Source organism: Streptococcus sp. FDAARGOS_192, assembly GCF_002073815.2.
Taxonomy (GTDB): domain Bacteria; phylum Bacillota; class Bacilli; order Lactobacillales; family Streptococcaceae; genus Streptococcus; species Streptococcus salivarius_H.
On record NZ_CP020431.2, the window covers coordinates 662,161 to 685,353 of the forward strand.

A 23,193-nucleotide genomic window follows, 5' to 3' on the forward strand; every position below is an offset into this window, starting at 1 on the left:
ATTTATCCTTTATTATTTAACTGATCCGCCGGTTACACCTTCAACATAGTATTTCTGCATGAAGATAAAGAGAAGGGTGATTGGGATGGCGATGATAATAGCACCTGCGGTAAATGGAAGGAACCATTCATTGATAGCGTCTTGGTTAAGCATTTGATAGAGTCCAAGGGCAACCGTATATTTATCTTTAACGTCACCGAGGATAACAGATGCAAAGATGAAGTCTACCCAAGGTCCCATGAAGGCCATGAGGGCAGTGTAGACGATGATTGGTTTAGAAAGTGGCAAGGTAATCTTAGTGAAGATTTGAAGACGAGTTGCCCCATCAATCATTGCTGATTCATCCAAAGAGTAAGGAATGGTATCAAAGAAACCTTTCGCAATGTAGAAACCAAGAGCTGCCCCAGCAGAATATACCAAGACCAAAGATGTCAGGGTTTGTGTCAAATTGAGGGCCTTCAAAATGTAGTAGACCGCAATCATTGACATGAATCCAGGGAACATGTTAAGTACAAGTGCCAATTTCAAGAAGCCATTTCTGTGTTTGAATTTAATACGGCTAAGTGAGTAGGCCATACCTACGGTAATCAAAGTTGAGAGGATACATGTACATGTGGCAACGATGAAAGTATTGATGAACCATTTTCCAAATGGATAAGCATCGCTGGTAAACAGTTTAATGTAGTTATTAAAAGTGTAAGTCTTAGGGAAGAAGTAAGGCACCGCATTAGCTCCTTCACCACGGAAACTTGTAAGGAAGATCCAAATAATAGGGATCAACCAGATGACAGCTAGAACTGTCAATAGAATATAAGTACCAGTTAGGTAAAGATTTTTCTTACGTTTCATTATTTAGCAGCCCCTTCCTTGAATGAAGATGATCTTGTGTAGGCCAAGAGACTGAATGTTGCAGAGATGGCGAAAATCAAGATACCGATAACAGATGCCAAGTTGTAGTCTTTAGCGCTAACAGTCAGTTTGTAGAGCCAAGTTACCAAGAGGTCAGTTGAACCCGCTTGATAGTATTCAGAGTTAGTAGGTCCACCACCAGTAAGGAAGTAGATAACGTTGAAGTTATTGATATTACCGATGAATTGTTGAATCAATGATGGCGCCATGATCAAGAGAATTTGTGGGAAAGTGATGCTCTTGAAGATTTGGAATTTGCTTGCTCCATCAATTTCAGCAGCTTCAATCTGCTCAGTTGGCAAGTTCATGATGATACCAGTTGCAACCAACATTGTGAATGGAATACCAATCCACATATTAACAAAGATAATAGAGAACTTAGCCCAGAGAGGGTCAGTCAAGAATGGAATTGGTCCATTAGTGAGATGCAAGGTTTGAAGCAAACCATTCAAAGGACCATGGTCATTAAGGAAATTACGCATCAAAAGAAGGGATACGAACTGAGGAACGGCGATAGTGATAACAAAGAGTGTACGCCATACTTTCTTGAATTTAAGCCCCTTAGTGTTGAGCAAGAGAGCAAGGACAATACCGAAGAAGAAAGTTGTTGCTGTTGCAGCAACTGCCCAAATCAAGGTCCATGTCAAAAGTGGGAAGAAAGTACCAGCCATACGACCTTGTAAAACTTCACCAAAACTTGAGAAACCAACCCAGTCAAAGAGTGATTTAGGTGCTGGGTGATTGTGGTCAAAGTTAGTAAAGGCCAAACAGATCATGTAGATCAAAGGCAAGATTGTGAAGAGCAAAACTCCAATCAATGGGACAGTCATAAGCCCCATGTGGAAACGACCATCAGCCAAGGTCTTGAAGTCTTCGACAAAGTTAGGAACTTTACGGCCAGACTGTTTGAGAGCCATGAGATGACGAGCACTCTTAAGATTACACCAGTAAATATAAGCGAAAACTGCACAGAAGATTAATGATGCAAGTCCAAAAATCAACAAGAGCATAGAGTTATCTCCAGCGACTTGAACAGTAAGCTTAACCCCATTAACTTCTTTAATGGCTTCACCCTGTTCTTGAGTCCCTAAGGTAATCATCCCTTTAAGTGCAGGGATGATTTGAATAACGAAAGCTACTAAGAAGGCAATCTCAGAAAGGAGGAAGAGCAAGCCCTTGGCGAACTGTTTGTTGACCAAGTTTGCAAATCCCATTACCAGAAAGGATAATTTGACATCCCATGTACCTTCTTTGAAGACCTGGCGCATAGGAGTTGTGTCGTAGATTGTTTGTGACATAGATATCTCCTCAGATAAATGTTTAATTAGTGATAGATAAAGAGGCTAGGAACCTGACCTGCCTCTTTACCTTCTCATAGTTAGGATTCTTATTTAGCTGCTGCCAAATCTTTATCAAATTGTTGTAATTTAGTAAGGAATTGGTCTTCCTTGATTTTACCGTTATATGCATCACTCATAAGAGCAGCACTTTCAGTCCAGAAGACTGACATTTGACTAAGTTTAGGCATAACAGTTGTGTACTGATCAGATGAACCCATAGTGATTACAGCTTGTGCAAGAGCATCCTTTTGAACAGCTTCAGAAGCTTGAACTTCTTTGTTAGCTGGGATGATGTGACGGTCTTCATTAGTGAATTGGTTATTTTGACTGTCTTTGCTTGTCAAAGCTTGTGCCAATTGGTAAGATGCAGCGATACGTTCTGCGTTACCTTTAGATGGTGTTTGGTTAACTGCGTAAAGTTTAACACCCATGAAGGCTTTTTGTTGAACGTCTTGACCACCGATATTAACTGTTGGGTAAACAGCAACACCAAGATTGTCTTTACCAACAGCTTTAGCAGCTACAGCGTAGTCCCATGGTCCTGATTGGAAAGCATCAACAGAACCATCTTCGAATTTAGCCATCATATTAGCTGAATCGACATTAACAAAGCCTTTATTGTCTTTTTGAGCTGCGATAAACTTAAGAACATTCACACCAGCTTCGTTACCCCAGTTAGTACCTTTCACATCTTCACCGTTAGGACCAAAGAGTGTGTCACCAACTGAAAGGAAGAGAGGAGCAGTTACATAAGCGTTAACTTCTTTCAAGTTGCTACCAAATTTAGCTTTAGAAGTAATTGTTTCATAAGATTTCACATCTTCTTCATTAAGTTTAGATTTGTTGTAGTATGTAACTTGAGTTTCGATACCGTATGGGAAGGCATAAGTTTTACCTTTGTATTGAGCACCTACAGCAGCTTGTTCAGTATCTTGCTCAGCAATTTCTTTTGAGTATTGCTCTGGGATTTCTTGGATAGCTCCAGCGTCTACCAATTTACCGAGTTGGTCATGTGGAAGTGAGAAGACATCTGCAGCAGTTGAAGCATCCTTAGTCAAGTTTTCTTGAGCATTTGGATCTTCCATTTCAACCATATCAACTTTGTAACCAGATTTCTTTTCAAACTGTGCTACAGTATCCGAGTAAGATTTCTTAGCACCAGTTGGTACCCAAAGTTTCAAAGTCTTGCTATCTGAGCTTGAGCTCTTGCTTGAGTTTGAACCACAAGCTACCAAGAGCGATCCAGCCACAAGTAATCCAGCACTACCAAGTAATACCTTTTGCCATTTTTTCATTTCTATTTCCTCCAGAAATTTTGTTTACGGTAACCATTATGCAATCGTTTTCATTTTCTGTAAGTGTTTTATAAAAAATTTTTAAACTTTTTGCAAACGATTGCAAAAGTCGCCTGTTTAGTTTATAATTGTTCTTATAATTTTCGACTATAAAAATATTTATGAGAATGAGAGGGATATAATGGCTACAATTAAAGATGTTGCTAAGAAGGCTGGTGTAAGCCCATCAACGGTAAGTAGGACATTGAAGGATAACCCTGCGATATCAGAAGAAACCAAAGTTAAAGTAAGAGCAGCAATGGAAGAATTAGGTTATGTACCCAACTCAGCAGCACAAATGTTGGCAACAGGCTTAACTCATAGCTTAGGGGTCGTTCTTCCTCCTTTAACTGACCGAGAAAATATCAGCCAGCCCTTCTATATGGAAATTCTAACAGCAATCAATGAAGAAGCTAGTTGTCATTCTCAGGTCGTTAGTATTGCTACGGGAGCAACGCTAGAGGAATTAGTTAAACAAGTTGAGCTCATGCATCGTCAAAAACGGGCAGATGGCTTTATAATCCTCTATTCAGAAAAGAAAGATCCTGTTAAAGATTACCTATTAAAAGCAAAAGTACCTTTTGTAGTGGTTGGAGCAGCAGTGGATAATGAAAATAAAGTAACCTATATTGATAATGATAATAAGGAATTAGGACGTGATGCTGTAAATTACCTACAGGCAAAAGGGCACCGAAAGATTGGTTTTGTCACAGATGACCTTTTTGGACAAGTAGGGCAGGAACGTTATCAAGGGTATATGGAAGCAGCAGATGAACAAAATTTGGATGTCCTACCTGAACTTGTCTTTTCAGCACGAACAATCGAGGATTTAAAGAAAGAATTGGAAAGATTTTCTCCGACAGCTTTGATTGTTAAGGATGACCTTATCGCCCTTCGTCTTATCCAATGGCTAAACAATCAAGGATTTAGAGTTCCTGAAGATTATGCTATTATTTCTTTCAATAATTCGACTTTTGCAGAAATCATGCATCCTTTCTTGACCACATTTGACATTAACATTCAGGCACTAGCTAGAGAAAGTGTTCAAAGTCTTTTGGGACTTCTAAAAGCAGCTAAGATTAAGTCACAGAAAGTCATTATTCCATTTGAACTTATAGAGAGAGAAAGCGTCTTAACATATCCATAATAGGTTAAGGAGTGTCCAAGTAGTTGGTTAGTAAAACGACCGACTACTTTTTTCTTTTGATAAGAATCCTATTTTTCCGAAATTCATTAGAAGTAATTATTAAAAAATTCTCTCTCGTAGTGTAAGCGCTTGTTTTACGAATGTTTTTTAAAAAAGATACAAAAAAATTTTATTTTTTTTGCTAAAAATTCTTGACTTATGCAAACGTTTGCATTATAATCATAAGTGTAAAAAATAATTTGAGGTAAACTTTATGAACAAACGAGCAAGCGGTGTATTGATGCACATCACATCACTTCCAGGTGACTACGGGATCGGATCTTTCGGTCAAGCAGCCTATGACTTTGTTGATTTCTTGAAAGAAACAAAACAAACATACTGGCAGATCTTGCCACTTACTACAACAAGTTATGGGGACTCACCTTATCAATCATTCTCTGCGGTAGCGGGGAACACACACTTCATCGATTTGGATTTCCTTATTCGTGACAAGTTTCTAACTAAAGCTGATGTTAAAGACGCTGACTTTGGATCAGATTCAGAGTTTATCGACTATGCTAAAGTTTATGAAGCACGTCGTCCAATCCTTGAAAAAGCAGTAAAAGCTATCTTGGCAGATAAAAAAGAAGCTAAAAAATTCGAAGCTTTTAAAACTAAAAATGCTAACTGGTTAGCTGATTATGCTGAATTCATGGCTATCAAAGAACACTTTGATAATAAAGCCCTTCAAGAATGGGATGATAAAAAGGCGGTTAAACGTGATAAAGCAACACTTGAAAAACTTCGTAAGGAACTTGCTGAAGTGATTACTTATCACGAAGTGGTTCAATACCTATTCTTTAGTCAATGGGCTGAACTTAAAGCTTATGCCAATGAGAATGGTATTCAAATTATCGGTGACATGCCAATTTACATCTCAGCTGATAGTGTTGAAGTTTGGACGCAACCACATCTCTTCAAACTAGATGCAGAGTGTAAACCACGTTACATTGCCGGAGTTCCACCAGATAACTTCTCAGCTACTGGTCAACTTTGGGGTAACCCAATCTACGCTTGGGATAAACACAAAGCTGAAAATTATGCTTGGTGGGTATTCCGTATTCAAGAATCATTTAAACTTTATGATTACTTGCGTATTGACCACTTCAAAGGGTTCTCTGACTTCTGGGAAATTCCTGGAGGAGATGAAACTGCTGAAAATGGTGAATGGGTTCCTGGACCTGGTTATGACCTCTTCAAAGTGGTTAAAGAAGAATTGGGTGATCTTAAAATCATTGCCGAAGACCTTGGTAACATTGATGATAAGACACGTAAACTTCTTGCAGACTGTGGTTACCCTGGAATGAAGATTGTTCAATTTGGATTCTACGATACTACTGGAAACAGCATTGACATTCCACACGTATACACACAACATTCAGTTGCTTACACTGGTACACATGATAACGAAGTAATCAATGGTTGGTACGACAACTTGACGCAAGAGCAACGTGATTATACTGATGCATACATCAACCGTCGTCAAGGTGAACCAATCACACGTGCTCTTCTTCGCACCCTCTTTGCTACTGTAAGCAACACAGCTATTGCGACTATGCAGGATATTCTTGATAAACCTGAAAATAGCCGTACAAACTTCCCTAACACAGTTGGTCAAAACTGGAAATGGCGTATGCTACCAGGTGAAATCACTGTCGACAAGAAAGAATTTTTGACAGACATTACAGAAAGATATAATCGAGGTAATAACTAATATGGCTACATTTACACAATATGTTGAAGCAAAAAACAAAAATCTTAAGGACCTTTCAAACGAAGAAATCTACTATCTTTTGTTGGAATTCGTAAAAGAAGCAGCTGCTCCAAAACCTAAAAACGATAGCAAACGTAAAGTTTACTATATCTCAGCTGAATTCTTGATCGGTAAACTTTTGTCTAACAACTTGATCAACTTGGGCATCTACAAGGATGTTAAAGCTGAATTGGATGCTGCTGGTAAATCAATCAGCGAAATTGAAGACGTTGAACCAGAACCATCTCTTGGTAACGGTGGTTTGGGGCGTTTGGCTTCATGTTTCATCGACTCTATGGCAACACTTGGCATCAACGGTGAAGGTGTTGGTCTTAACTACCACTGTGGTCTTTTCAAACAAGTCTTCAAAGACAACAAACAAGATGCAGAACCAAACTACTGGATTGAAGATCAATCATGGTTGGTACCAACTGATATCTCTTATGATGTTCCATTCAAAAACTTCACATTGAAATCACGTTTGGATCGTTTGGATATCTTGGGTTATAAGAAAGAAACTAAGAACTACCTTAACCTCTTTGACATCAATGGTGTGGACTACGATTTGATTGATAAAGGAATCACTTTTGATCAAGACGAAATCCAAAAGAACTTGACACTTTTCCTTTACCCTGATGACTCAACTCGTAAAGGTGAGCTCTTGCGTATCTACCAACAATACTTCATGGTATCAAACGCTGCTCAACTTTTGATCGACGAAGCTATCGAACGTGGATCTAACCTTCACGACCTTCCAGATTACGCTTACGTACAAATCAACGATACTCACCCATCAATGGTAATTCCAGAATTGATCCGTCTTTTGACAGAAAAACATGGATTTGAATTTGATGAAGCAGTAGCAATCGTAAGCAAAATGGTTGGTTACACAAACCACACTATCTTGGCTGAAGCCCTTGAAAAATGGCCTCTTGACTACCTTGAAGAAGTTGTTCCACACCTTGTTGTTATCATCAAGAAATTGGATGCTATCATTCGTGAAAAATTCGAAGATCCACGTGTTCAAATCATTGACAAAGACAACCGTGTTCACATGGCACACATGGATATCCACTTCTCTACAAGCGTTAACGGTGTAGCAGCACTTCACACAGAAATCCTTAAATCTTCTGAGTTGAAACCATTCTACGACCTTTACCCAGAACGCTTCAACAACAAAACAAACGGTATTACATTCCGTCGTTGGTTGGAATTCTCAAACCAAGAACTTGCTGATTACATCAAAGAATTGATTGGTGATGGTTACCTTACTGACGCAACACAATTGGAAAAATTGGCTGCCTTTGCAGATGATCCAGCAGTTCACAAACGTTTGGCTGAAATCAAATATGATAACAAGTTATCACTTAAACGTTATCTTAAAGCCAACAAAGGTATCGATCTTGATGAAAACTCAATCATTGATACTCAAATCAAACGTTTCCACGAATACAAACGTCAACAAATGAACGCTTTGTATGTCATCCACAAATACTTGGAAATCAAAAAAGGAAACCTTCCAAAACGTAAAATCACTATTATCTTTGGTGGTAAAGCAGCTCCTGCTTACGTTATTGCACAAGACATCATCCACTTGATCTTGTCACTTTCTGAGCTCATTAACAATGATCCGGAAGTAAGCAAATACCTCAACGTTCACTTGGTTGAAAACTATAACGTTACAGTCGCTGAACACCTTATTCCAGCAACTGATATCTCAGAACAAATCTCGTTGGCTTCTAAAGAAGCTTCAGGTACAGGTAACATGAAATTCATGCTTAACGGTGCCCTCACTCTTGGTACAATGGACGGTGCCAACGTTGAGATTGCTGAATTGGTAGGACCAGAAAACATCTTCACGTTCGGTAAAGACTCTGATACAATCATCGACCTTTACGAAAAAGAAGGTTATGTATCACGTGATTACTACAAAAAAGATGCTAACATCAAAGCAGCTGTTGACTTTATCGTAAGCGAAGATCTTGTTAAACTTGGTGATAAAGAACGCTTGGAACGTCTCCACAAAGAACTTATCTCTAAAGACTGGTTCATGACATTGATTGACTTGGCTGAATACATCGACAAGAAAGAAGAAGTATACGCAGCTTACGAAGATCAAGATGCATGGAACAAAAAAGTTGTTTACAACATCGCTGAAGCAGGATTCTTCTCATCTGACCGTACAATCGAACAGTATGACAAAGACATCTGGCACACAAAATAAAAATCTAGTTGCATAGAAGGAAACAAGATCAGAAATGGTCTTGTTTTTTTTGCATGAAAAAAACACAGCTAATTTAGATAGTTAGCTGTGTTTACATAAATTTAATTCTGTCAGTTATGATAATGATTCAATATATCATTAATATATGCTTCTTTATTTGATGCATCATAAGTTTTAGATGTTGAGTATTTTAGATAATGGATTTGATCTTTTGCAGTTCTGGATTCTTCTTGTAGGTATGAATCTGTTATGGTAATTTTAAAGTTCTCGCTCTTACCTGTTAAATCAAGGCTTAGTGGAAAATTTGTAAATTCATCTGAGTAAAAAGCCATTTTATAAAAGTTGTACCTGTCACCCCTAAAGCTATTTAAGTGAGGAAACGTTATATTGTACATTCCATCCCAGTAATTCCCATACTCTCTAATTTCGTAGTCATCGAAAAATTCCTGGATTCTTTCTTTGTTAGCAAAATCTTTATCAAAAGTAACAAAGGGAGTTTGCCAATCCCATAATGGAATTTTGCCTTCATTTCCATAGATAAAATAACTTTGCATTTTTCCTGATTTAGGATTTTTCAACTGAAAGTGGTATTTACTGACGCCTTCTTTGACAGCTCCAGTTTGATATAGGGTATCCCCAGGGACTATCAAAAAAAGAAAATCTCTTAGATATAATTCGAAGTCGGCATCTATTGTTTTATCATATAATCCAGGGAAACGCTGAATTATTTGTCTGTAATTCTCTGCATTAGAAAACCATTCTTTATCAAAGCCTGGACCGACTTCAAATACTTTATGATCGAAATAGTTTTGATATTCTTCATAATGGTTTTCAGTAGAGGTCACCTGTCCAAATGGTAAAGTCATATTGGTATTATCTGTAAAAGTAATATGTAAGAAAAGTCTTCGGGGATCAATTCCTTTATCAATATAATGACCGACCTTATAGGCATACAAATCATCTGGAAAATCGTCTTTTCCGAAGTGTAGAACCTCAATCTCAATATCTTTGACAACTTTTCTTTGAGGTATTATCTTCTTGACACTGTAATGATAAGCCTTGTAATAGTAATTCTCCTTATCATAGAGGTAAGGCTTATAAGCTCTTTGGTAGGCATTATAGAGAAAAATTCCAAGGGTTACAAAAAGAAGCAGAGCTAAGGCTATTTTGATCTTTTTATTTATTTTATTAGTTAGCCTTGAGAAAAAGAGACTCAATTTACTAGGATTTTGTATCATGTCAAAACTCCCCACATATTTTATACTATTATATCATGAAAATCCTTATAGCTAAGGCGTCTTCGTGTACTTTGTCCCCGTTTTCCTTTATAATATAAGTATCACATTACAAGAGGAGACCTCATGAAATATATCGTAAATACATCAAACGATCCTGCCTATAATATTGCTTTGGAAGCCTATGCTTTTCGTGAATTGGTGAATGAAGATGAATTGTTCATTCTTTGGATTAACCGTCCAGCTATCATTGTTGGTAAACACCAAAATACCATTCAAGAGATTAACAAAGAATATACAGATGCTCATGGTATCAAGGTTGTTCGCCGTTTGTCTGGTGGTGGCGCTGTTTATCACGATTTGAATAACCTTAACTATACCATCATCTCTAATAAGGCAGATGAAGGTGCTTTTGACTTTAAGACTTTCTCTCAACCTGTAATCGCTACACTTGCTGATTTGGGAGTTAAGGCTGAATTTACTGGCCGTAATGACCTTGAAATCGATGGTAAAAAGTTCTGTGGAAATGCTCAAGCTTACTATAAAGGTCGTATGATGCACCATGGTTGCTTGCTTTTTGACGTTGATATGTCGGTTCTTGGTCAAGCCCTTAAAGTCAGCAAAGACAAAATCGAATCAAAAGGCGTTAAATCTGTACGTGCTCGTGTGACCAACATCGTCGACGAATTGCCAGAAAAAATCACTGTAAATGAATTCTCAGATAAAATCTTGGAAAAAATGAAAGAATTCTACCCAGAAATGACAGAATACGTCCTTTCTGAGGATGAATTAGCTAAAATCCAAGAGTCTTATGAGAAACAATTCAATACCTGGGACTGGACATACGGTCAATCACCAGAATACACAGTAGAACGTAATGTTCGTTACCCAGCTGGTAAGATCTCAACCTATGCCAATGTTGAAAATTCTATCATTAAATCTGTTAAGATTTACGGAGATTTCTTTGGTATTGGAGATGTATCTGATATTGAAGAGTTGCTGGTCGGTGTACCTTACGAGTACGAAGATGTCTTGGCTAAACTTAAAACCATTGACACAACACATTATTTCTCACGTATGACAACCGAGGACGTTGCAAAAGCTATCGTAGCTTAATCATTATTTGAACAATCTGGAAACCACCAGGTTGTTTTTTCTTGGAAAAAATTCTATAAGTAAATAATACGTTATAAAGATTTTTTCAAAAGTTGGTTTAGGATTGATTTAGTGTGGTATTTTGTATATCAGGATTGTAAATCTATAAAGACGCTAAGTGAAAATAATCTTATAACATCTTTCCGAAAAACTGTAATTTTCTTGAAAGAAAGATAAGGGTGTGATATACTTCTATTAAATAACTTTGGAGAAAAAACAAATGAAACGTGAACTCTTACTCGAAAAAATTGAGGAATACAAATCTCTAATGCCCTGGTTTGTTCTAGAGTATTATCAATCTAAACTATCGGTACCGTATTCTTTTACAACCCTATACGAATACCTTAAGGAATATAAACGCTTTTTTGACTGGTTGATTGACTCAGGTATTTCAGATGCTGATGATATTGCCTCAATTGACATCAAAACCTTGGAAAATCTAACTAAAAAAGATATGGAGTCATTTGTCCTTTATTTACGTGAACGTCCATCTTTGAATACCTATTCCAAGAAACAGGGTGTCTCTCAAACGACTATTAATCGTACACTTTCAGCTCTATCTAGTCTCTATAAGTATTTAACCGAGGAGGTCGAGGGTCCTGACGGTGAGCCTTATTTCTATCGTAACGTCATGAAAAAAGTTTCTACTAAGAAAAAGAAAGAAACTCTAGCTGCTCGTGCTGAGAATATCAAACAGAAACTCTTTCTAGGCGATGAGACCATGGAATTCCTTGATTATGTAGAAAATGAATACGAAGTCAAGCTCTCAAATCGCGCTAAATCATCGTTTTATAAGAATAAAGAACGTGATTTAGCTATCATTGCCTTGCTGCTGGCTTCAGGTGTTCGACTCTCTGAAGCTGTTAATCTAGACCTTAAAGATATCAATCTTAAAATGATGGTCATTGATGTTACTCGAAAAGGTGGCAAACGAGACTCAGTTAATGTTGCAAGTTTTGCAAAGCCCTATCTTGAAACTTATCTCAGTATACGTGATAAACGCTATAAGGCTGAAAAGCAAGATGTTGCCCTCTTTTTAACGGAATATCGAGGGGTTCCAAACCGTATTGATGCTTCAAGTATCGAAAAGATGGTTGCCAAATATTCTCAGGATTTCAAAATTCGTGTGACTCCCCACAAGCTTCGACATACTCTGGCAACACGCCTTTATGATGCTACCAAGTCTCAAGTTTTAGTTAGTCACCAACTTGGTCATGCTTCCACTCAGGTCACCGATCTATATACGCATATTGTTAATGATGAGCAAAAAAATGCTCTAGACAATTTATAATTGGCTATCCCAACCATTCCTATTTGGAGTGGTTGTTTTTAGTTTACATAAATTTAATTATGCTAAGGACGTTTTGTTATCCCTTTAAATACATAACTATATTTATGTAAACTATCATACACAAAAAACAAACTCTCCTTCACGGAAAGCTTGTTTTTCTTATTAATAATCTTTAAGAGCAGATTCAACGGCTGCTTTTTCTTTTTCAATCAAGTTTACTCGTGCAGCAATTGTCTTAATTCCCATTAAGATATTACGTTCCAAGGCTTTATCACTTGTTTGTGGCTCGAAGAAAGCAATATATTGATCAAGACGCTCTTGCGTTTTAAAGATTGATGCTGGGATATTAACAAAGCTATCAAAGCTCATATCACCACCAAGGGCTGCCTTAATCCAATCCCAGTTATCTTTTGCCCAGTTCCAAACGGTTTCTTGAGCAAATGATTTGCTGAGGAAATTCATATACCAGAGGTATAAGTCTTGAGGTTTAACGACATGTTTGTCTTTAAGCTGACTTAGCACGTAGTCGAGGCCTTCTTGATTTTTAAGGTATGAAACTGCTTGAGTTAATTGACGACGGAAGTTACTATCATTTGTTGTGACGTATGCGTTGACATAGTCCTCAACAAGGGTAAGACTGTCTTCTTGTTTCATTTGGTTAATGAGGACAAGACCACGGACACTTGCGGGGATGCTTTCAATGTTTTCTTTATGAGCTTGGAAAACACTTGCAGCTGCAAGGACTGCTGGTTGATAGTCTGCTTGAATCAAGTAGCTAAGTGCCGTTTGACGAACCATTTCATCTTCATCTGACTCACCATCTTTGGCATCGAAACCAAGACGTTCAAAGTCGTTTTGGAATTGACGACGTACCAAAGCCTTGTAGTGCACTTCTGCTTCTGTATCCTCATCGATAAAGCGTTTCAAACCAGCGAGGATTTGAGACTTAGCTTGTGCAATCAAGAAGCTTTCTTCTTTTTCGACAAGATCAAGAAGAGCCACTAGGCTTGCGTAGGAGATACGGCCACTTTCAGCAAGAAGACGACGTTCTTGTAAGATTTGAAGTTTACTTACCGTATCAAGGTTAGCAAATTCCTCTAAGAGTTGGTCCAAGAGTTGTCCTTGGTAGTCTGTGATGTAATGTGACGTATTTGCTGTATTAAGGCGAAGAGCTCCTTTATTTTCAGCAGCAAGCTGGCTATAATTTGGAATCTCAATACGCTCTTCTGAGAGTGTGTCTGGGAGTCCTTTCCAATTTGTGTTCAATGGAATTTCCCAAAGACGCCCTTTATCTTCATGTTCACCAATGAAGAATTGTTTTTGACTAAGAATAAGAGTGTCATCAACAACTTCTGCACTAACAACAGGGTAACCTGGTTGCTCCAACCAAGTATCCATGAAACTAGAGACATCTTTACCAGAAGCATCAGAGAGTGCATTCCAGAGGTCACGTCCAATAGTGTTGTTGTACTGGTGTTTTTCGAAGTAAGCTTTAAGTCCTTTGGCAAAGGCTTCATCGCCTAACCAACGGCGAAGCATATGCATGAGACGGCTACCCTTAGCATAAACGATAGCACTATCAAAGAGGGTATTAATCTCATCTGGGTGATTAACTTCCATGTGGACTGACTGAACACCATCTGTAGCATCACGCTGGAGGGCATGAGGCACACCAGTTGTTTGGAAATCTTCAAAGATGTTCCAGCTAGGTTCAATGGCATCTACTGAAACATACTCCATCATATTGGCAAAGCTCTCGTTAAGCCAGAGATCATCCCACCATTTCATCGTTACAAGGTTACCGAACCATTGGTGAGCCAATTCGTGGGCAACCACGAGAGCTACTTGTTGACGACTTGCAGCTGAGCTATTTTCGTCTACTAGTAGGTAAACTTCACGATAGGTAACAAGTCCCCAGTTTTCCATGGCACCTGCTGAGAAGTCAGGAAGAGCCAGATGGTATGACAATGGGATAGGATATTTGACTTGGAAGTAGTCTTCGTAGAAATCAATGACACGAACGGCAATATCAAGGGCAAAGTCAACGCTGTTTTCAGCTTGTGCAACTGTAGCGAAGACACCAACTTCAGTTCCGTTTTGCGTTTTCGCTGTCTTACCTTGAAGAGCTCCAAAACCAAAGGCAAGGAGGTATGTTGACATACGAGGGGTTGTCTCAAATGTCCAAACCCCAGTTTCTTCACGCAAATGGCTATTGATTTCAGGCATGTTTGACAAAGCGATATCGCCTTCTTCAGCATCAAATTTCAATGAGAAATCAAAAGTAGCTTTGGCTTCTGGTTCATCAACAGATGGGAAGGCTTCACGCGCAAAATGAGATTCAAACTGCGTTGAAATAATCTCTTTCTTCTCACCATTGTAGGTGTAATATGATGGGTAAATCCCTGTCATATTATCTGTAATACGACCAGAGAATTCAATGACAAGCGTCAAAACACCGGTCTCTGGAAGTTCAATATGGAAGGCTTCGTTAGCATCATCCATTTGGAAGTTCAATGATTCATTATCCAAGAGAACGGAACTAATGGTAAGGTCTTTTTGGTGAAGGGAGATATGGTTATCAAGGGCTTCACCTGTGATGGCAACATTCCCTGTAAAGGTCTTTTCAGAACGATTAATGTCCAAGAAAAGATTGTAGTTTTCAGGGATGAAACTTTCGATAAAACGAGCAACAGATGCTGTCATACGTATATACTCCTAATCTAACTTTTCGTATCGAAACAGACTGACATATGTTTCGATATCAGACTCTTTTGCAAAAGAAAAGGGTCTGAATTATTCAATACAGATCCATTATAACATAGATTGGAAGCTTTGCCTACAGTTCTATGATTTTCCCAGACTTGAGGTAGACAACCCACTCACAGAGATTGCGGGCATAGTCACCAATACGTTCCAAATACATAAGTACTTGGAAATATTCTTTGGCAGCGAAGGCAGCATCAGGATTCTTGCGAACACCTTCTACTGTCATGGCTTGAATATCACGGAAATAGTTATCAATGATTTCATCTGAAGCTGCGATTTCATAAGCGCGTTTTTCGTCACTGTTCAAGTAAACATCTAGAGCATCTTCGACCATGTGGCGAACTGCTTTCCCCATTTTCTTGATTTCAGCTTCAATTTCAGTTAGGCGTTCCTCACCTTTAATGCGGATAGTTGCTTGAGCAATAGCAACGGCATGGTCACCCATGCGTTCAACGTCACTAGATGCTTTGAGCGCTGTGATAACTGTTCGCAAATCACTTGATACAGGTTGCTGAAGAGCGATAATTTCAAGCGATTTTTTCTCAAGTTTGGTTTCGTAGTTATTGACGATTTCGTCATTTTCAATGACTTCCTTAGCCAAATCACGATCATGGCTGATAAAGGCACGTACAGCTTTCTTAAGCTGAGCTGCAACCTCTGTACCCATAGCGTAAAATTGGTTGTGGAGTTTTTCTAATTCTTCTTCGAAGGGTGTTCGTAACATCATAATTGTTTTAGTAATCTGTCCTTTCTTAACCGAATTTACCGGTAATATAATCTTCTGTTTCTTTATGTTGTGGATTTAGGAACATGTCTTTCGTTGATGAATACTCAATGAGTTCTCCATCGAGGAAAAAGGCTGTTCGTTGTGAGATACGGCTTGCCTGTTGCATAGAACGTGTGACGAGCAACAAGGTATATTGGTCCTTAAGGTTATATAGGGTTTCCTCAATCTTACCAGCGGAGATAGGGTCGAGGGCAGACGTTGGTTCGTCAAGAAGGATAACCTTTGGAGACGTGGCAAGAACCCGTGCAATACAGACACGTTGTTGTTGCCCTCCTGAAAGTCCAAGTGCTGAGTCATGGAGACGGTCTTTGACTTCTTCCCAGATTGAAGCACCTTTTAGTGACTCTTCTACTGCTTTGTCAAGGACAGCCTTATCTTTGATACCATTGATACGAAGCCCATAAACCACGTTTTCATAGATAGACATAGGAAAAGGATTGGGTTGTTGGAAGACCATTCCGATTTCTTTACGGAGCTCAACGATGTCTGTTCGAGGACTGTAGACATTGTGACCATTGTAGGAAACAGCACCAGTAAGTGTCCACTCGGGATTTAAATCTCCCATTCGGTTGATAGAACGGAGCAAGGTTGATTTTCCCGATCCTGAAGGTCCGATAAGGGCCGTGATTTCATTTGGATAGAAATCCATTGTCACGTTATTGAGGGCTTTTTTCTTATTGAAATACACCGATAAATCATTGATTGAAATGATAGGTTCAGTCATAAGTGCTCCTTTCTATCCAAAGCGTCCTGATACATAGTCATTAGTTGACTGTAGGGCAGCATCTTGGAAGATTTTCTTGGTCTCATCATATTCGATAAGATCACCAAGGTAGAAGAATGCTGTATAATCACTGGCACGCGCTGCCTGCTGCATATTGTGCGTCACGATGATAATAGAGTAATCTTCCTTAAGTTCGAACATGGTCTCTTCTAGTTGCATAGTAGCTACAGGATCCAAAGAAGCTGCAGGTTCATCCATGAGAAGAATCTGCGGTTTCACGGCAATAGCTCTAGCAATACAAAGACGTTGCTGCTGACCACCTGAGAGGGTAAAGGCAGATTTATGAAGATCATCTTTAACCTGATCCCAAAGACCTGCTTGCTTAAGCGATGTCTCAACAATCTCGTCCAAAGTTTGCTTATCTCTTACGCCTTTACGTTCGTGAGCAAAGGTAATGTTTCTGTAGATAGACTTGGCAAATGGATTTGGACGTTGGAAAACCATTCCAATATGTTTACGCATTTCATAAACATTGATATTACTTGCATTGACATCGACGCCTTGATAAAGGATTTGTCCAGTAACCTTAGCAATATCAATCGTATCATTCATACGGTTTAGGCTACGAAGAAAGGTTGACTTCCCGCATCCTGAAGGCCCAATAAGAGCCGTAATTTTATTTTTCTCGAATTGCATGTCGATGCCTTTGATGGCTTCTTTTTGACCATAATAGACATGCAAGTCCTTTGTTTCAAGAGCGAGCTCCTTCTCTGGGAAGGTGATAATATGACGCTCGTCCCAATTGTATTTTGTCATGATAACTCCTTTAAGCGGATGTTAATTTCTTATGGAGGTATGCTCCCAAACGACGTGCACCAAAGTTGAAAATCAAAATGAAAATCAAGAGTACTGCTGCTGAACCAGCTGATACTGCAGTGGCGTCAGGTGTCGTACCTTCTGAGTTGACCTTCCAGATGTGAACAGCAAGTGTTTCTGCTTGGCGGAAAATCGAGATTGGACTAGAGATACTAAGCGGATTCCAGTCGCTCCAGTTAAGTGCTGGTGCCGATTGACCTGCTGTATAGATAAGCGCTGCTGCTTCCCCGAAAATACGACCAGAAGCAAGAACGATACCAGTAACAATACCAGGTAAGGCCTCTGGAACAACAACGTGTAAGATCGTTTCCCATCGAGACAAGCCTAGAGCTAGCCCAGCTTCACGTTGGGTATGGTGGACTGTTCGCAAACTATCTTCAACCGTACGAGTCATTTGTGGTAGGTTAAAGACCGTTAAAGCCAAGGCACCAGATAGGATTGAAAATCCATACTGGAATTGGACAACAAAAATCAAATAACCAAAGAGTCCGACCACTACTGAAGGCAGTGAAGAAAGGATTTCAATACAGGTACGAACAAAGTTGGTAAGACGTCCTTTTTTTGCATATTCTGATAAGAAAATTCCAGCTCCCATAGAAAGAGGCACAGAAATAATCAGGGTAATAACCAAAAGGAAGAATGAATTGTAGAGTTGAACCCCAATTCCTCCACCAGCTTTGTAAGATGATGATCGACTAGTCAAGAATGACCAGCTGATATGTGGTATCCCGCGAACCAAGATATAGAGAATCAAGGCTGCCAGGATTGTTACAATAATGCCAGCAATCACATAGAGTGTGCTGATGGCAATTTTATCAATTTTTTTAGCGTTCATAATTTCTCTTTCTCTCACGGGTAATGAATTTCACCAACATATTGAAACCAAGACTCATTAATAAGAGAACCAAGGCGAGAGACCAAAGGACATTGTTTGAAACAGTACCCATGACTGTATTTCCGATTCCCATAGTCAAGACAGATGTCAATGTTGCTGCTGGTGTTGTTAAAGAAGTTGGAATCACTGCGGAATTTCCGACAACCATTTGGATGGCAAGAGCCTCACCAAAGGCACGGGCCATACCAAAGATAACGGCCGTGAAAATACCTGGTTTAGCCGCATTAAGTGTCACACGCCAAATCGTTTGCCAGCGTGTAGCTCCCATGGCCAGACTGGCTTCACGATAGTGACGAGGCACTGCACGAAGCGTATCTGTTGTCATAAAGGTTACGGTTGGTAGAATCATGACGAACAAGACAAAGGTACCTGAAAGAATACCAAAACCTGTTCCACCAAAAATTAAGCGAACAAATGGAACCACGACTTGGAGACCAATAAATCCATAAACAACAGATGGAATCCCAACCAAAAGTTCAATAGCTGGTTGTAGGAATTTAGCCCCTTTCGGAGAAATTTCAGTCATAAAGATGGCTGCTCCTATGGCAAATGGCGTTGCTACCAAGGCTGAGAGCAAGGTAACTACGAATGATCCCAAAATCATTGGAAGAGCTCCGAACTTGCCTTCAGATGGCGACCAATCGCCACTAAAGAGAAACTCGATCAAGCTAACTTTATTAACAAAGAAAGTCGCCAGCCCTTTTTGAGCAACGAAAAGTAAAATCATGGCTACGATAAAAACAATCAAAGCTAGGCAAAGGAAAGTGATTGTTTTACCAAACTTCTCGAGGCGTGAATTTTTAGAGGGTGATGTTAATTGTTTCACCAATTCTTCATTTTTCATGCTTACTCCTCACTCTTCTTTGAGACGTTACCATCAGCATCCTTGGTAACTTTCATGCTATGGATGGAAATGTAACCCATTTTTGCGACGACATTTTCTTGGACTTCGTCACTCATCATGTAATCTAAGAATTGTTTGGTATAGCTATCCGGTTTTCCCTTGGTATACATATGCTCGTAAGACCAAATCGGCCAATCGTTAGTTGCAACATTTTCAGCTTTTGGTTCAAATCCATTTAACTTCAATGTTTTAACAGAATCATCAAGGTAGGCAAATGATAGGTATGAAATAGCACCTGGTGTCTGAGCAACGATTGACTTAACCATACCATTAGAATCTTGCTCTTGGGTACGGATTGGCGATTTGCCGTCCATAATCACTGCATCGAAAGTTGCGCGTGATCCTGAGCTGGCTGCACGGTTAATAATAGTAATCTCTAGGTCTTTACCACCAAGCTGTTTCCAGTTTGTGATTTCCCCAGTGAAAATCTTGCGAAGTTGTTCCGTTGTCAAGTTATCTACAGAGACTTCTTTGTTTGTAATCACTGCAATTCCTGCAACGGCAACTTGATAGTCAACAAGCTTACTGGCATCGATTCCAGATTTTTCCTCGGCAAAAAGGTCACTGTTACCAATTTGAACGGCACCGGATTGTACCTGAGAAAGTCCAGTACCAGAACCGCCACCTTGGACGTTAACGATATTCTCAGGGTTCTTTTCAGCGAACCCATCTGCTGCCGCCTCCACTAAGGGTTGAAGGGCCGTAGAACCAACTGCTGTAATGGACTGGCCACGGTCAATCCAAGAGGCACAGCCAGTTAAGACTAGCATGGCCATTGCCAGTGACATAATCACTGCAAGGACTTTTGTTTTTTTCATTTTTGTCCTCCGACATTTTGTAACTTAAGTAAGAAAGTGTCTTATATATATGCTGTAAAAAGACATCTATCTAATTATACCAAGTATAAGATAATTAAGTCATATTAAAGTTTGATTACAGGCCCTTATACATGGAATCTCAATCCCTTAGGATAGTAGTTTTTAACCGTGTTTCCAACGATTTTGGCAAATCCAAATCCATTGCCATCCACTAAAAGCTGATACCAACCGTTTGGTTGCGCTTGATCTAGAGTGACCACATTACCAGAAACGTATTGGGCAAACTGGTCTTGAATTAGCTCTATACTTGAAACAACTTCATCTGAGGTTAACGCAATTCCAAGAGCAAAACTTGGTTCAAAACGTTTTTTCTTAAAGACACCAAGATGCAGTCCATTACGAGCGATTTTAACTTTAGATAGGTCTGGAAGTCCCTTAGGAAGCAGATAGAGATTGTCCCCAAAAACTTGGAGTAAACCATCTAGACGAGTCTTAAGGTGTTTTTTTGCAAAATCTTCCCAGAGTTGCTTCTGCTCCTTGTTTAGGTTAGATTTTCCCTCTTTGATACGTGCCTGCTCAGCCACGCGCTTATCCTGGAATTTTGCCACAAACTGGCCTTCACCTTTGAAATGGTGCGGATACATTCGAGCTGTTTCTGGAAAATCAATCCCACCTCTCATGCCATTCCATTTAGGGATTTCTACTAATTCAAGATCAGGGTAATTTTCTAAAATCCAAGCGACAACACCTTCATTTTCCTCAGGAGACCAGGTACAGGTTGAGTAGATTAATTGACCACCAGGAGCGAGCATCTTCAAACCGTCTGATAAGATGTCTTTCTGTAATTGTGCCAGTTCACTAGGGTAATCCTTGTGCCAATATTGGATTGCATCAGGGTCTTTTCGGAACATTCCTTCTCCAGAACAAGGTCCATCAAAGACAATCGTATCAAAGTAATTTTTGAAAACTTTGGCTAGTTTATCAGCTGACGTGTTAGTCACAACAACATTTCTCGCCCCAAAACGTTCAATGTTTTCAACCAGAATTTTACTACGCTTTGGATTGATTTCATTGCTGACGAGCAGTCCTGTATTGTCTAAGTAGCTTAGAAGATGAGTAGATTTTCCGCCTGGAGCAGCTGCCAAGTCTAAGACACGACTTCCCTTGGCCGGAGCTGCCACTTGGGCTACCATTTGAGCAGCTGGTTCCTGAGAATAAACCAAACCAGTTGCATGATCGGCGGATTTTCCAGAAATTTTACCGTAATGGCCCCAAGGTGTTTCAGGAATGGCATCAGGAAAGTTTTTCTGTTGCTTTTTCAGAGGGTTGGTACGATAGGCGGACACGGCTTCTTGATCAAATGATGCAAAGAATTCCTCCGCTTCATCTCCAAGGAGCTTATTATATTTTTCTATAAAGTCTGATGGAAATTGCATAGTTTCCTTTCTATCAAAAAACTGGACTAACCAAGAGAACTTACTGTTCTGATTTGTCCAGTATGGTTTTTGTTTTAAATTAATTTTCTGAGCCCATAATATCCTTGATTTCTTCAAGTCTGTCTTTGGGCACAAGCATTACAGCTTGACGACTAGAATAATCCAGTGGTTCTCCAGTAATGGTCTCAAGGTGATAACCCAATTTTTCTCCCATAATACTTGCTGCAGCATAGTCCCATGGGTAAATAACTGAAAAGTAAGCTAAAATTTGACCAGATAGGACTTTTGACATGCTTAAACCGGCACCACCATAGACACGAACACCCAAGGTCTTATCAATAAGGTCTTTTAAACCATGAAAATTTTTAGCATACATGGCTCCATTGCTAGCGACTAGGCAGCGGTCTAATGGGCGACTTTTATAGGCTGGAAGCAATTTGTCATTGCAATACACATCAAACTGGCCACCACCATAGAAAAGTTGATCAGCCATGACGTTATAAATGAGACCAAATTTTCCTTGCCCCTCTTCATAGTAGGCAATCATCACACAAAAATTATCTTGTTGGACAATAAAATTGACCGTTCCATCAATTGGATCCAAGACCCAGACGTTTCCATCCTTGATATTATGCACCAAGCCATTTTCTTCAGCGAAAATATTGTCTGAAGGAAAGGCAGATTTAATACGTGCCACGAGTAAATCTTGTGTTTGTTTATCAATATTAGTGACTAAATCATCAAAAGCTGTCTTTTCTTCGACCGTGATTGTTTTACTTAAACTTTCTTTAATGAAAGCACCAGCTTCTTTGATGATTTCTTTGGCGAAAATCAGTTTATTTTCCAAGTGATACAAATCCTTTATCTTTTGCTTTAGCAGCTTTGACAGCTTGATAGGTTGAAAAACCGCTAGCTTCTTCAAAGGCCTTGTCTAGTTGCTTTTCAGGCGCTTTGCCTGGGACAACGGTTTTAAATGCCTTATAGGCTTGCAAGAGTTGGTCACGGTCAACCTTGCTCTCGTATGCTTTTTCTACCTGACTCAAAAAATGAAGCACTGTGGTGATTTCCTCAGTGCTCCATGATGGATCGAGTGGGTAGGAATAATTTCCTTTAGTCATTGTTACCCTCAATTTCAGCTCGAATGGTCGCTTGACGCAATTCTTGCTTTCTATAATCACGAGGCAAAAAGGCACGAATTTCATCTTCGTTGAAACCGATTTGCATGCGTTTGTTGTCCATAATGATAGGTCGACGAAGAAGATTTGGATATTCAGAAATCAGTTGAATGAGTTCCTTGATGGTCAAATCATCCACATCGATATTTAGCTTCTGAAAGACTTTTGAACGGGTTGAAATGATATCTTCAGTACCATTTTCCGTGTAAGACAAAATCTTCATCAACTCATCGTGAGTTAATGGGCTCGTGATAATATTGTGTTCGTCAAAAGCAACTTCATGATTGGTCAACCAGGCTCGTGCTTTCCTACAGCTGGTGCAGCTAGGTGATAAAAATAAAGTTACCATGCAAACACCCCTTTCACTTTAACATTCCTAATCATT

General features: G+C 39.3%; 20 protein-coding genes. 5 read left to right on the forward strand and 15 right to left on the reverse strand.

What is annotated here, in order from left to right; genetic code table 11:
* Positions 1 to 12: 12 nt before the first annotated feature.
* The 3 genes from A6J31_RS04200 to A6J31_RS04210 form a co-directional block, all read right to left on the reverse strand.
* Positions 13 to 849, reverse strand: a complete 837-nt coding sequence (locus tag A6J31_RS04200) for a sugar ABC transporter permease (protein WP_004182537.1) — start codon at positions 847 to 849, stop codon at positions 13 to 15.
* A complete protein-coding gene (locus A6J31_RS04205; RefSeq protein WP_014634481.1) occupies positions 849 to 2,207 on the reverse strand; it encodes a carbohydrate ABC transporter permease in 1,359 nt (452 codons plus the stop codon). Before A6J31_RS04205 ends, A6J31_RS04200 begins: the two co-directional genes overlap by 1 nt.
* A gap of 89 nt (positions 2,208 to 2,296) precedes the next feature.
* Complete coding sequence (locus tag A6J31_RS04210; protein WP_080610511.1) at positions 2,297 to 3,544, reverse strand: extracellular solute-binding protein; 1,248 nt, start codon at positions 3,542 to 3,544, stop codon at positions 2,297 to 2,299.
* A gap of 181 nt (positions 3,545 to 3,725) precedes the next feature.
* Between A6J31_RS04210 and A6J31_RS04215 the strand changes: the two genes are divergently transcribed.
* The 3 genes from A6J31_RS04215 (at position 3,726) to glgP (ending at position 8,746) form a co-directional block, all read left to right on the forward strand.
* Positions 3,726 to 4,730, forward strand: a complete 1,005-nt coding sequence (locus tag A6J31_RS04215; RefSeq protein ID WP_014634482.1) for a LacI family DNA-binding transcriptional regulator — start codon at positions 3,726 to 3,728, stop codon at positions 4,728 to 4,730.
* 253 nt (positions 4,731 to 4,983) lie between these two features.
* Positions 4,984 to 6,483, forward strand: coding sequence for a 4-alpha-glucanotransferase (gene malQ / locus A6J31_RS04220; RefSeq protein WP_080610512.1), 1,500 nt, complete (start codon positions 4,984 to 4,986; stop codon positions 6,481 to 6,483).
* 1 nt (position 6,484) lies between these two features.
* Complete coding sequence (glgP, locus tag A6J31_RS04225) at positions 6,485 to 8,746, forward strand: glycogen/starch/alpha-glucan family phosphorylase (RefSeq protein ID WP_080610513.1); 2,262 nt, start codon at positions 6,485 to 6,487, stop codon at positions 8,744 to 8,746.
* 110 nt (positions 8,747 to 8,856) lie between these two features.
* On the opposite strand, the gene A6J31_RS04230 is transcribed toward glgP, so the two are convergent.
* The gene (locus A6J31_RS04230; RefSeq protein WP_021144175.1) at positions 8,857 to 9,984 is read right to left on the reverse strand and encodes a hypothetical protein; all 1,128 of its coding nucleotides are present in this window, start codon (positions 9,982 to 9,984) and stop codon (positions 8,857 to 8,859) included.
* 123 nt (positions 9,985 to 10,107) lie between these two features.
* Between A6J31_RS04230 and A6J31_RS04235 the strand changes: the two genes are divergently transcribed.
* Together A6J31_RS04235 and xerS are read left to right on the forward strand one after the other, a co-directional pair.
* The gene (locus tag A6J31_RS04235; protein WP_021144174.1) at positions 10,108 to 11,097 is read left to right on the forward strand and encodes a lipoate--protein ligase; all 990 of its coding nucleotides are present in this window, start codon (positions 10,108 to 10,110) and stop codon (positions 11,095 to 11,097) included.
* Between the two features lie 259 nt (positions 11,098 to 11,356).
* Positions 11,357 to 12,427: a tyrosine recombinase XerS gene (gene xerS / locus A6J31_RS04240; protein ID WP_002884881.1), complete on the forward strand. Its 1,071-nt coding sequence runs from the start codon at positions 11,357 to 11,359 to the stop codon at positions 12,425 to 12,427.
* Between the two features lie 162 nt (positions 12,428 to 12,589).
* Here xerS and A6J31_RS04245 read toward each other — a convergent pair whose 3' ends face one another.
* From A6J31_RS04245 to A6J31_RS04295, 11 genes are all read right to left on the reverse strand, one after another.
* The gene (locus A6J31_RS04245; protein ID WP_080610514.1) at positions 12,590 to 15,130 is read right to left on the reverse strand and encodes a M1 family metallopeptidase; all 2,541 of its coding nucleotides are present in this window, start codon (positions 15,128 to 15,130) and stop codon (positions 12,590 to 12,592) included.
* A 133-nt stretch (positions 15,131 to 15,263) separates the two neighbouring features.
* Complete coding sequence (phoU, locus tag A6J31_RS04250; RefSeq protein ID WP_021146873.1) at positions 15,264 to 15,917, reverse strand: phosphate signaling complex protein PhoU; 654 nt, start codon at positions 15,915 to 15,917, stop codon at positions 15,264 to 15,266.
* A 28-nt stretch (positions 15,918 to 15,945) separates the two neighbouring features.
* Complete coding sequence (gene pstB, locus A6J31_RS04255; RefSeq protein WP_080610515.1) at positions 15,946 to 16,704, reverse strand: phosphate ABC transporter ATP-binding protein PstB; 759 nt, start codon at positions 16,702 to 16,704, stop codon at positions 15,946 to 15,948.
* Positions 16,705 to 16,716: 12 nt separating this feature from the next.
* Entirely contained in the window at positions 16,717 to 17,520 is an 804-nt protein-coding gene (pstB, locus tag A6J31_RS04260; protein ID WP_003092580.1) for a phosphate ABC transporter ATP-binding protein PstB, read from the reverse strand.
* Positions 17,521 to 17,530: 10 nt separating this feature from the next.
* Complete coding sequence (pstA, locus tag A6J31_RS04265) at positions 17,531 to 18,415, reverse strand: phosphate ABC transporter permease PstA (RefSeq protein ID WP_002885007.1); 885 nt, start codon at positions 18,413 to 18,415, stop codon at positions 17,531 to 17,533.
* Complete coding sequence (pstC, locus tag A6J31_RS04270; RefSeq protein WP_002885101.1) at positions 18,405 to 19,319, reverse strand: phosphate ABC transporter permease subunit PstC; 915 nt, start codon at positions 19,317 to 19,319, stop codon at positions 18,405 to 18,407. Before pstC ends, pstA begins: the two co-directional genes overlap by 11 nt.
* 2 nt (positions 19,320 to 19,321) lie before the next feature.
* The gene (locus A6J31_RS04275; RefSeq protein WP_014634491.1) at positions 19,322 to 20,197 is read right to left on the reverse strand and encodes a phosphate ABC transporter substrate-binding protein PstS family protein; all 876 of its coding nucleotides are present in this window, start codon (positions 20,195 to 20,197) and stop codon (positions 19,322 to 19,324) included.
* Positions 20,198 to 20,322: 125 nt separating this feature from the next.
* Positions 20,323 to 21,633: an RsmF rRNA methyltransferase first C-terminal domain-containing protein gene (locus A6J31_RS04280; protein ID WP_080610516.1), complete on the reverse strand. Its 1,311-nt coding sequence runs from the start codon at positions 21,631 to 21,633 to the stop codon at positions 20,323 to 20,325.
* Positions 21,634 to 21,712: 79 nt separating this feature from the next.
* A complete protein-coding gene (locus tag A6J31_RS04285; protein ID WP_004182522.1) occupies positions 21,713 to 22,480 on the reverse strand; it encodes an inositol monophosphatase family protein in 768 nt (255 codons plus the stop codon).
* Complete coding sequence (locus A6J31_RS04290) at positions 22,470 to 22,751, reverse strand: UPF0223 family protein (RefSeq protein ID WP_004182521.1); 282 nt, start codon at positions 22,749 to 22,751, stop codon at positions 22,470 to 22,472. The genes A6J31_RS04285 and A6J31_RS04290 overlap by 11 nt, the downstream gene beginning before the upstream one ends.
* Positions 22,744 to 23,157, reverse strand: a complete 414-nt coding sequence (locus A6J31_RS04295; RefSeq protein ID WP_004182520.1) for a Spx/MgsR family RNA polymerase-binding regulatory protein — start codon at positions 23,155 to 23,157, stop codon at positions 22,744 to 22,746. Before A6J31_RS04295 ends, A6J31_RS04290 begins: the two co-directional genes overlap by 8 nt.
* Positions 23,158 to 23,193: the final 36 nt, after the last annotated feature.

Coding starts and splice junctions, on each gene's coding strand:
- A6J31_RS04200 (WP_004182537.1), bottom strand. CDS start 849: ATGAAACGTAAGAAAAATCTTTACCTAACTGGTACTTATATTCTATTG.
- A6J31_RS04205 (WP_014634481.1), bottom strand. CDS start 2,207: ATGTCACAAACAATCTACGACACAACTCCTATGCGCCAGGTCTTCAAA.
- A6J31_RS04210 (WP_080610511.1), bottom strand. CDS start 3,544: ATGAAAAAATGGCAAAAGGTATTACTTGGTAGTGCTGGATTACTTGTG.
- A6J31_RS04215 (WP_014634482.1), top strand. CDS start 3,726: ATGGCTACAATTAAAGATGTTGCTAAGAAGGCTGGTGTAAGCCCATCA.
- malQ (WP_080610512.1), top strand. CDS start 4,984: ATGAACAAACGAGCAAGCGGTGTATTGATGCACATCACATCACTTCCA.
- glgP (WP_080610513.1), top strand. CDS start 6,485: ATGGCTACATTTACACAATATGTTGAAGCAAAAAACAAAAATCTTAAG.
- A6J31_RS04230 (WP_021144175.1), bottom strand. CDS start 9,984: ATGATACAAAATCCTAGTAAATTGAGTCTCTTTTTCTCAAGGCTAACT.
- A6J31_RS04235 (WP_021144174.1), top strand. CDS start 10,108: ATGAAATATATCGTAAATACATCAAACGATCCTGCCTATAATATTGCT.
- xerS (WP_002884881.1), top strand. CDS start 11,357: ATGAAACGTGAACTCTTACTCGAAAAAATTGAGGAATACAAATCTCTA.
- A6J31_RS04245 (WP_080610514.1), bottom strand. CDS start 15,130: ATGACAGCATCTGTTGCTCGTTTTATCGAAAGTTTCATCCCTGAAAAC.
- phoU (WP_021146873.1), bottom strand. CDS start 15,917: ATGTTACGAACACCCTTCGAAGAAGAATTAGAAAAACTCCACAACCAA.
- pstB (WP_080610515.1), bottom strand. CDS start 16,704: ATGACTGAACCTATCATTTCAATCAATGATTTATCGGTGTATTTCAAT.
- pstB (WP_003092580.1), bottom strand. CDS start 17,520: ATGACAAAATACAATTGGGACGAGCGTCATATTATCACCTTCCCAGAG.
- pstA (WP_002885007.1), bottom strand. CDS start 18,415: ATGAACGCTAAAAAAATTGATAAAATTGCCATCAGCACACTCTATGTG.
- pstC (WP_002885101.1), bottom strand. CDS start 19,319: ATGAAAAATGAAGAATTGGTGAAACAATTAACATCACCCTCTAAAAAT.
- A6J31_RS04275 (WP_014634491.1), bottom strand. CDS start 20,197: ATGAAAAAAACAAAAGTCCTTGCAGTGATTATGTCACTGGCAATGGCC.
- A6J31_RS04280 (WP_080610516.1), bottom strand. CDS start 21,633: ATGCAATTTCCATCAGACTTTATAGAAAAATATAATAAGCTCCTTGGA.
- A6J31_RS04290 (WP_004182521.1), bottom strand. CDS start 22,751: ATGACTAAAGGAAATTATTCCTACCCACTCGATCCATCATGGAGCACT.
- A6J31_RS04295 (WP_004182520.1), bottom strand. CDS start 23,157: ATGGTAACTTTATTTTTATCACCTAGCTGCACCAGCTGTAGGAAAGCA.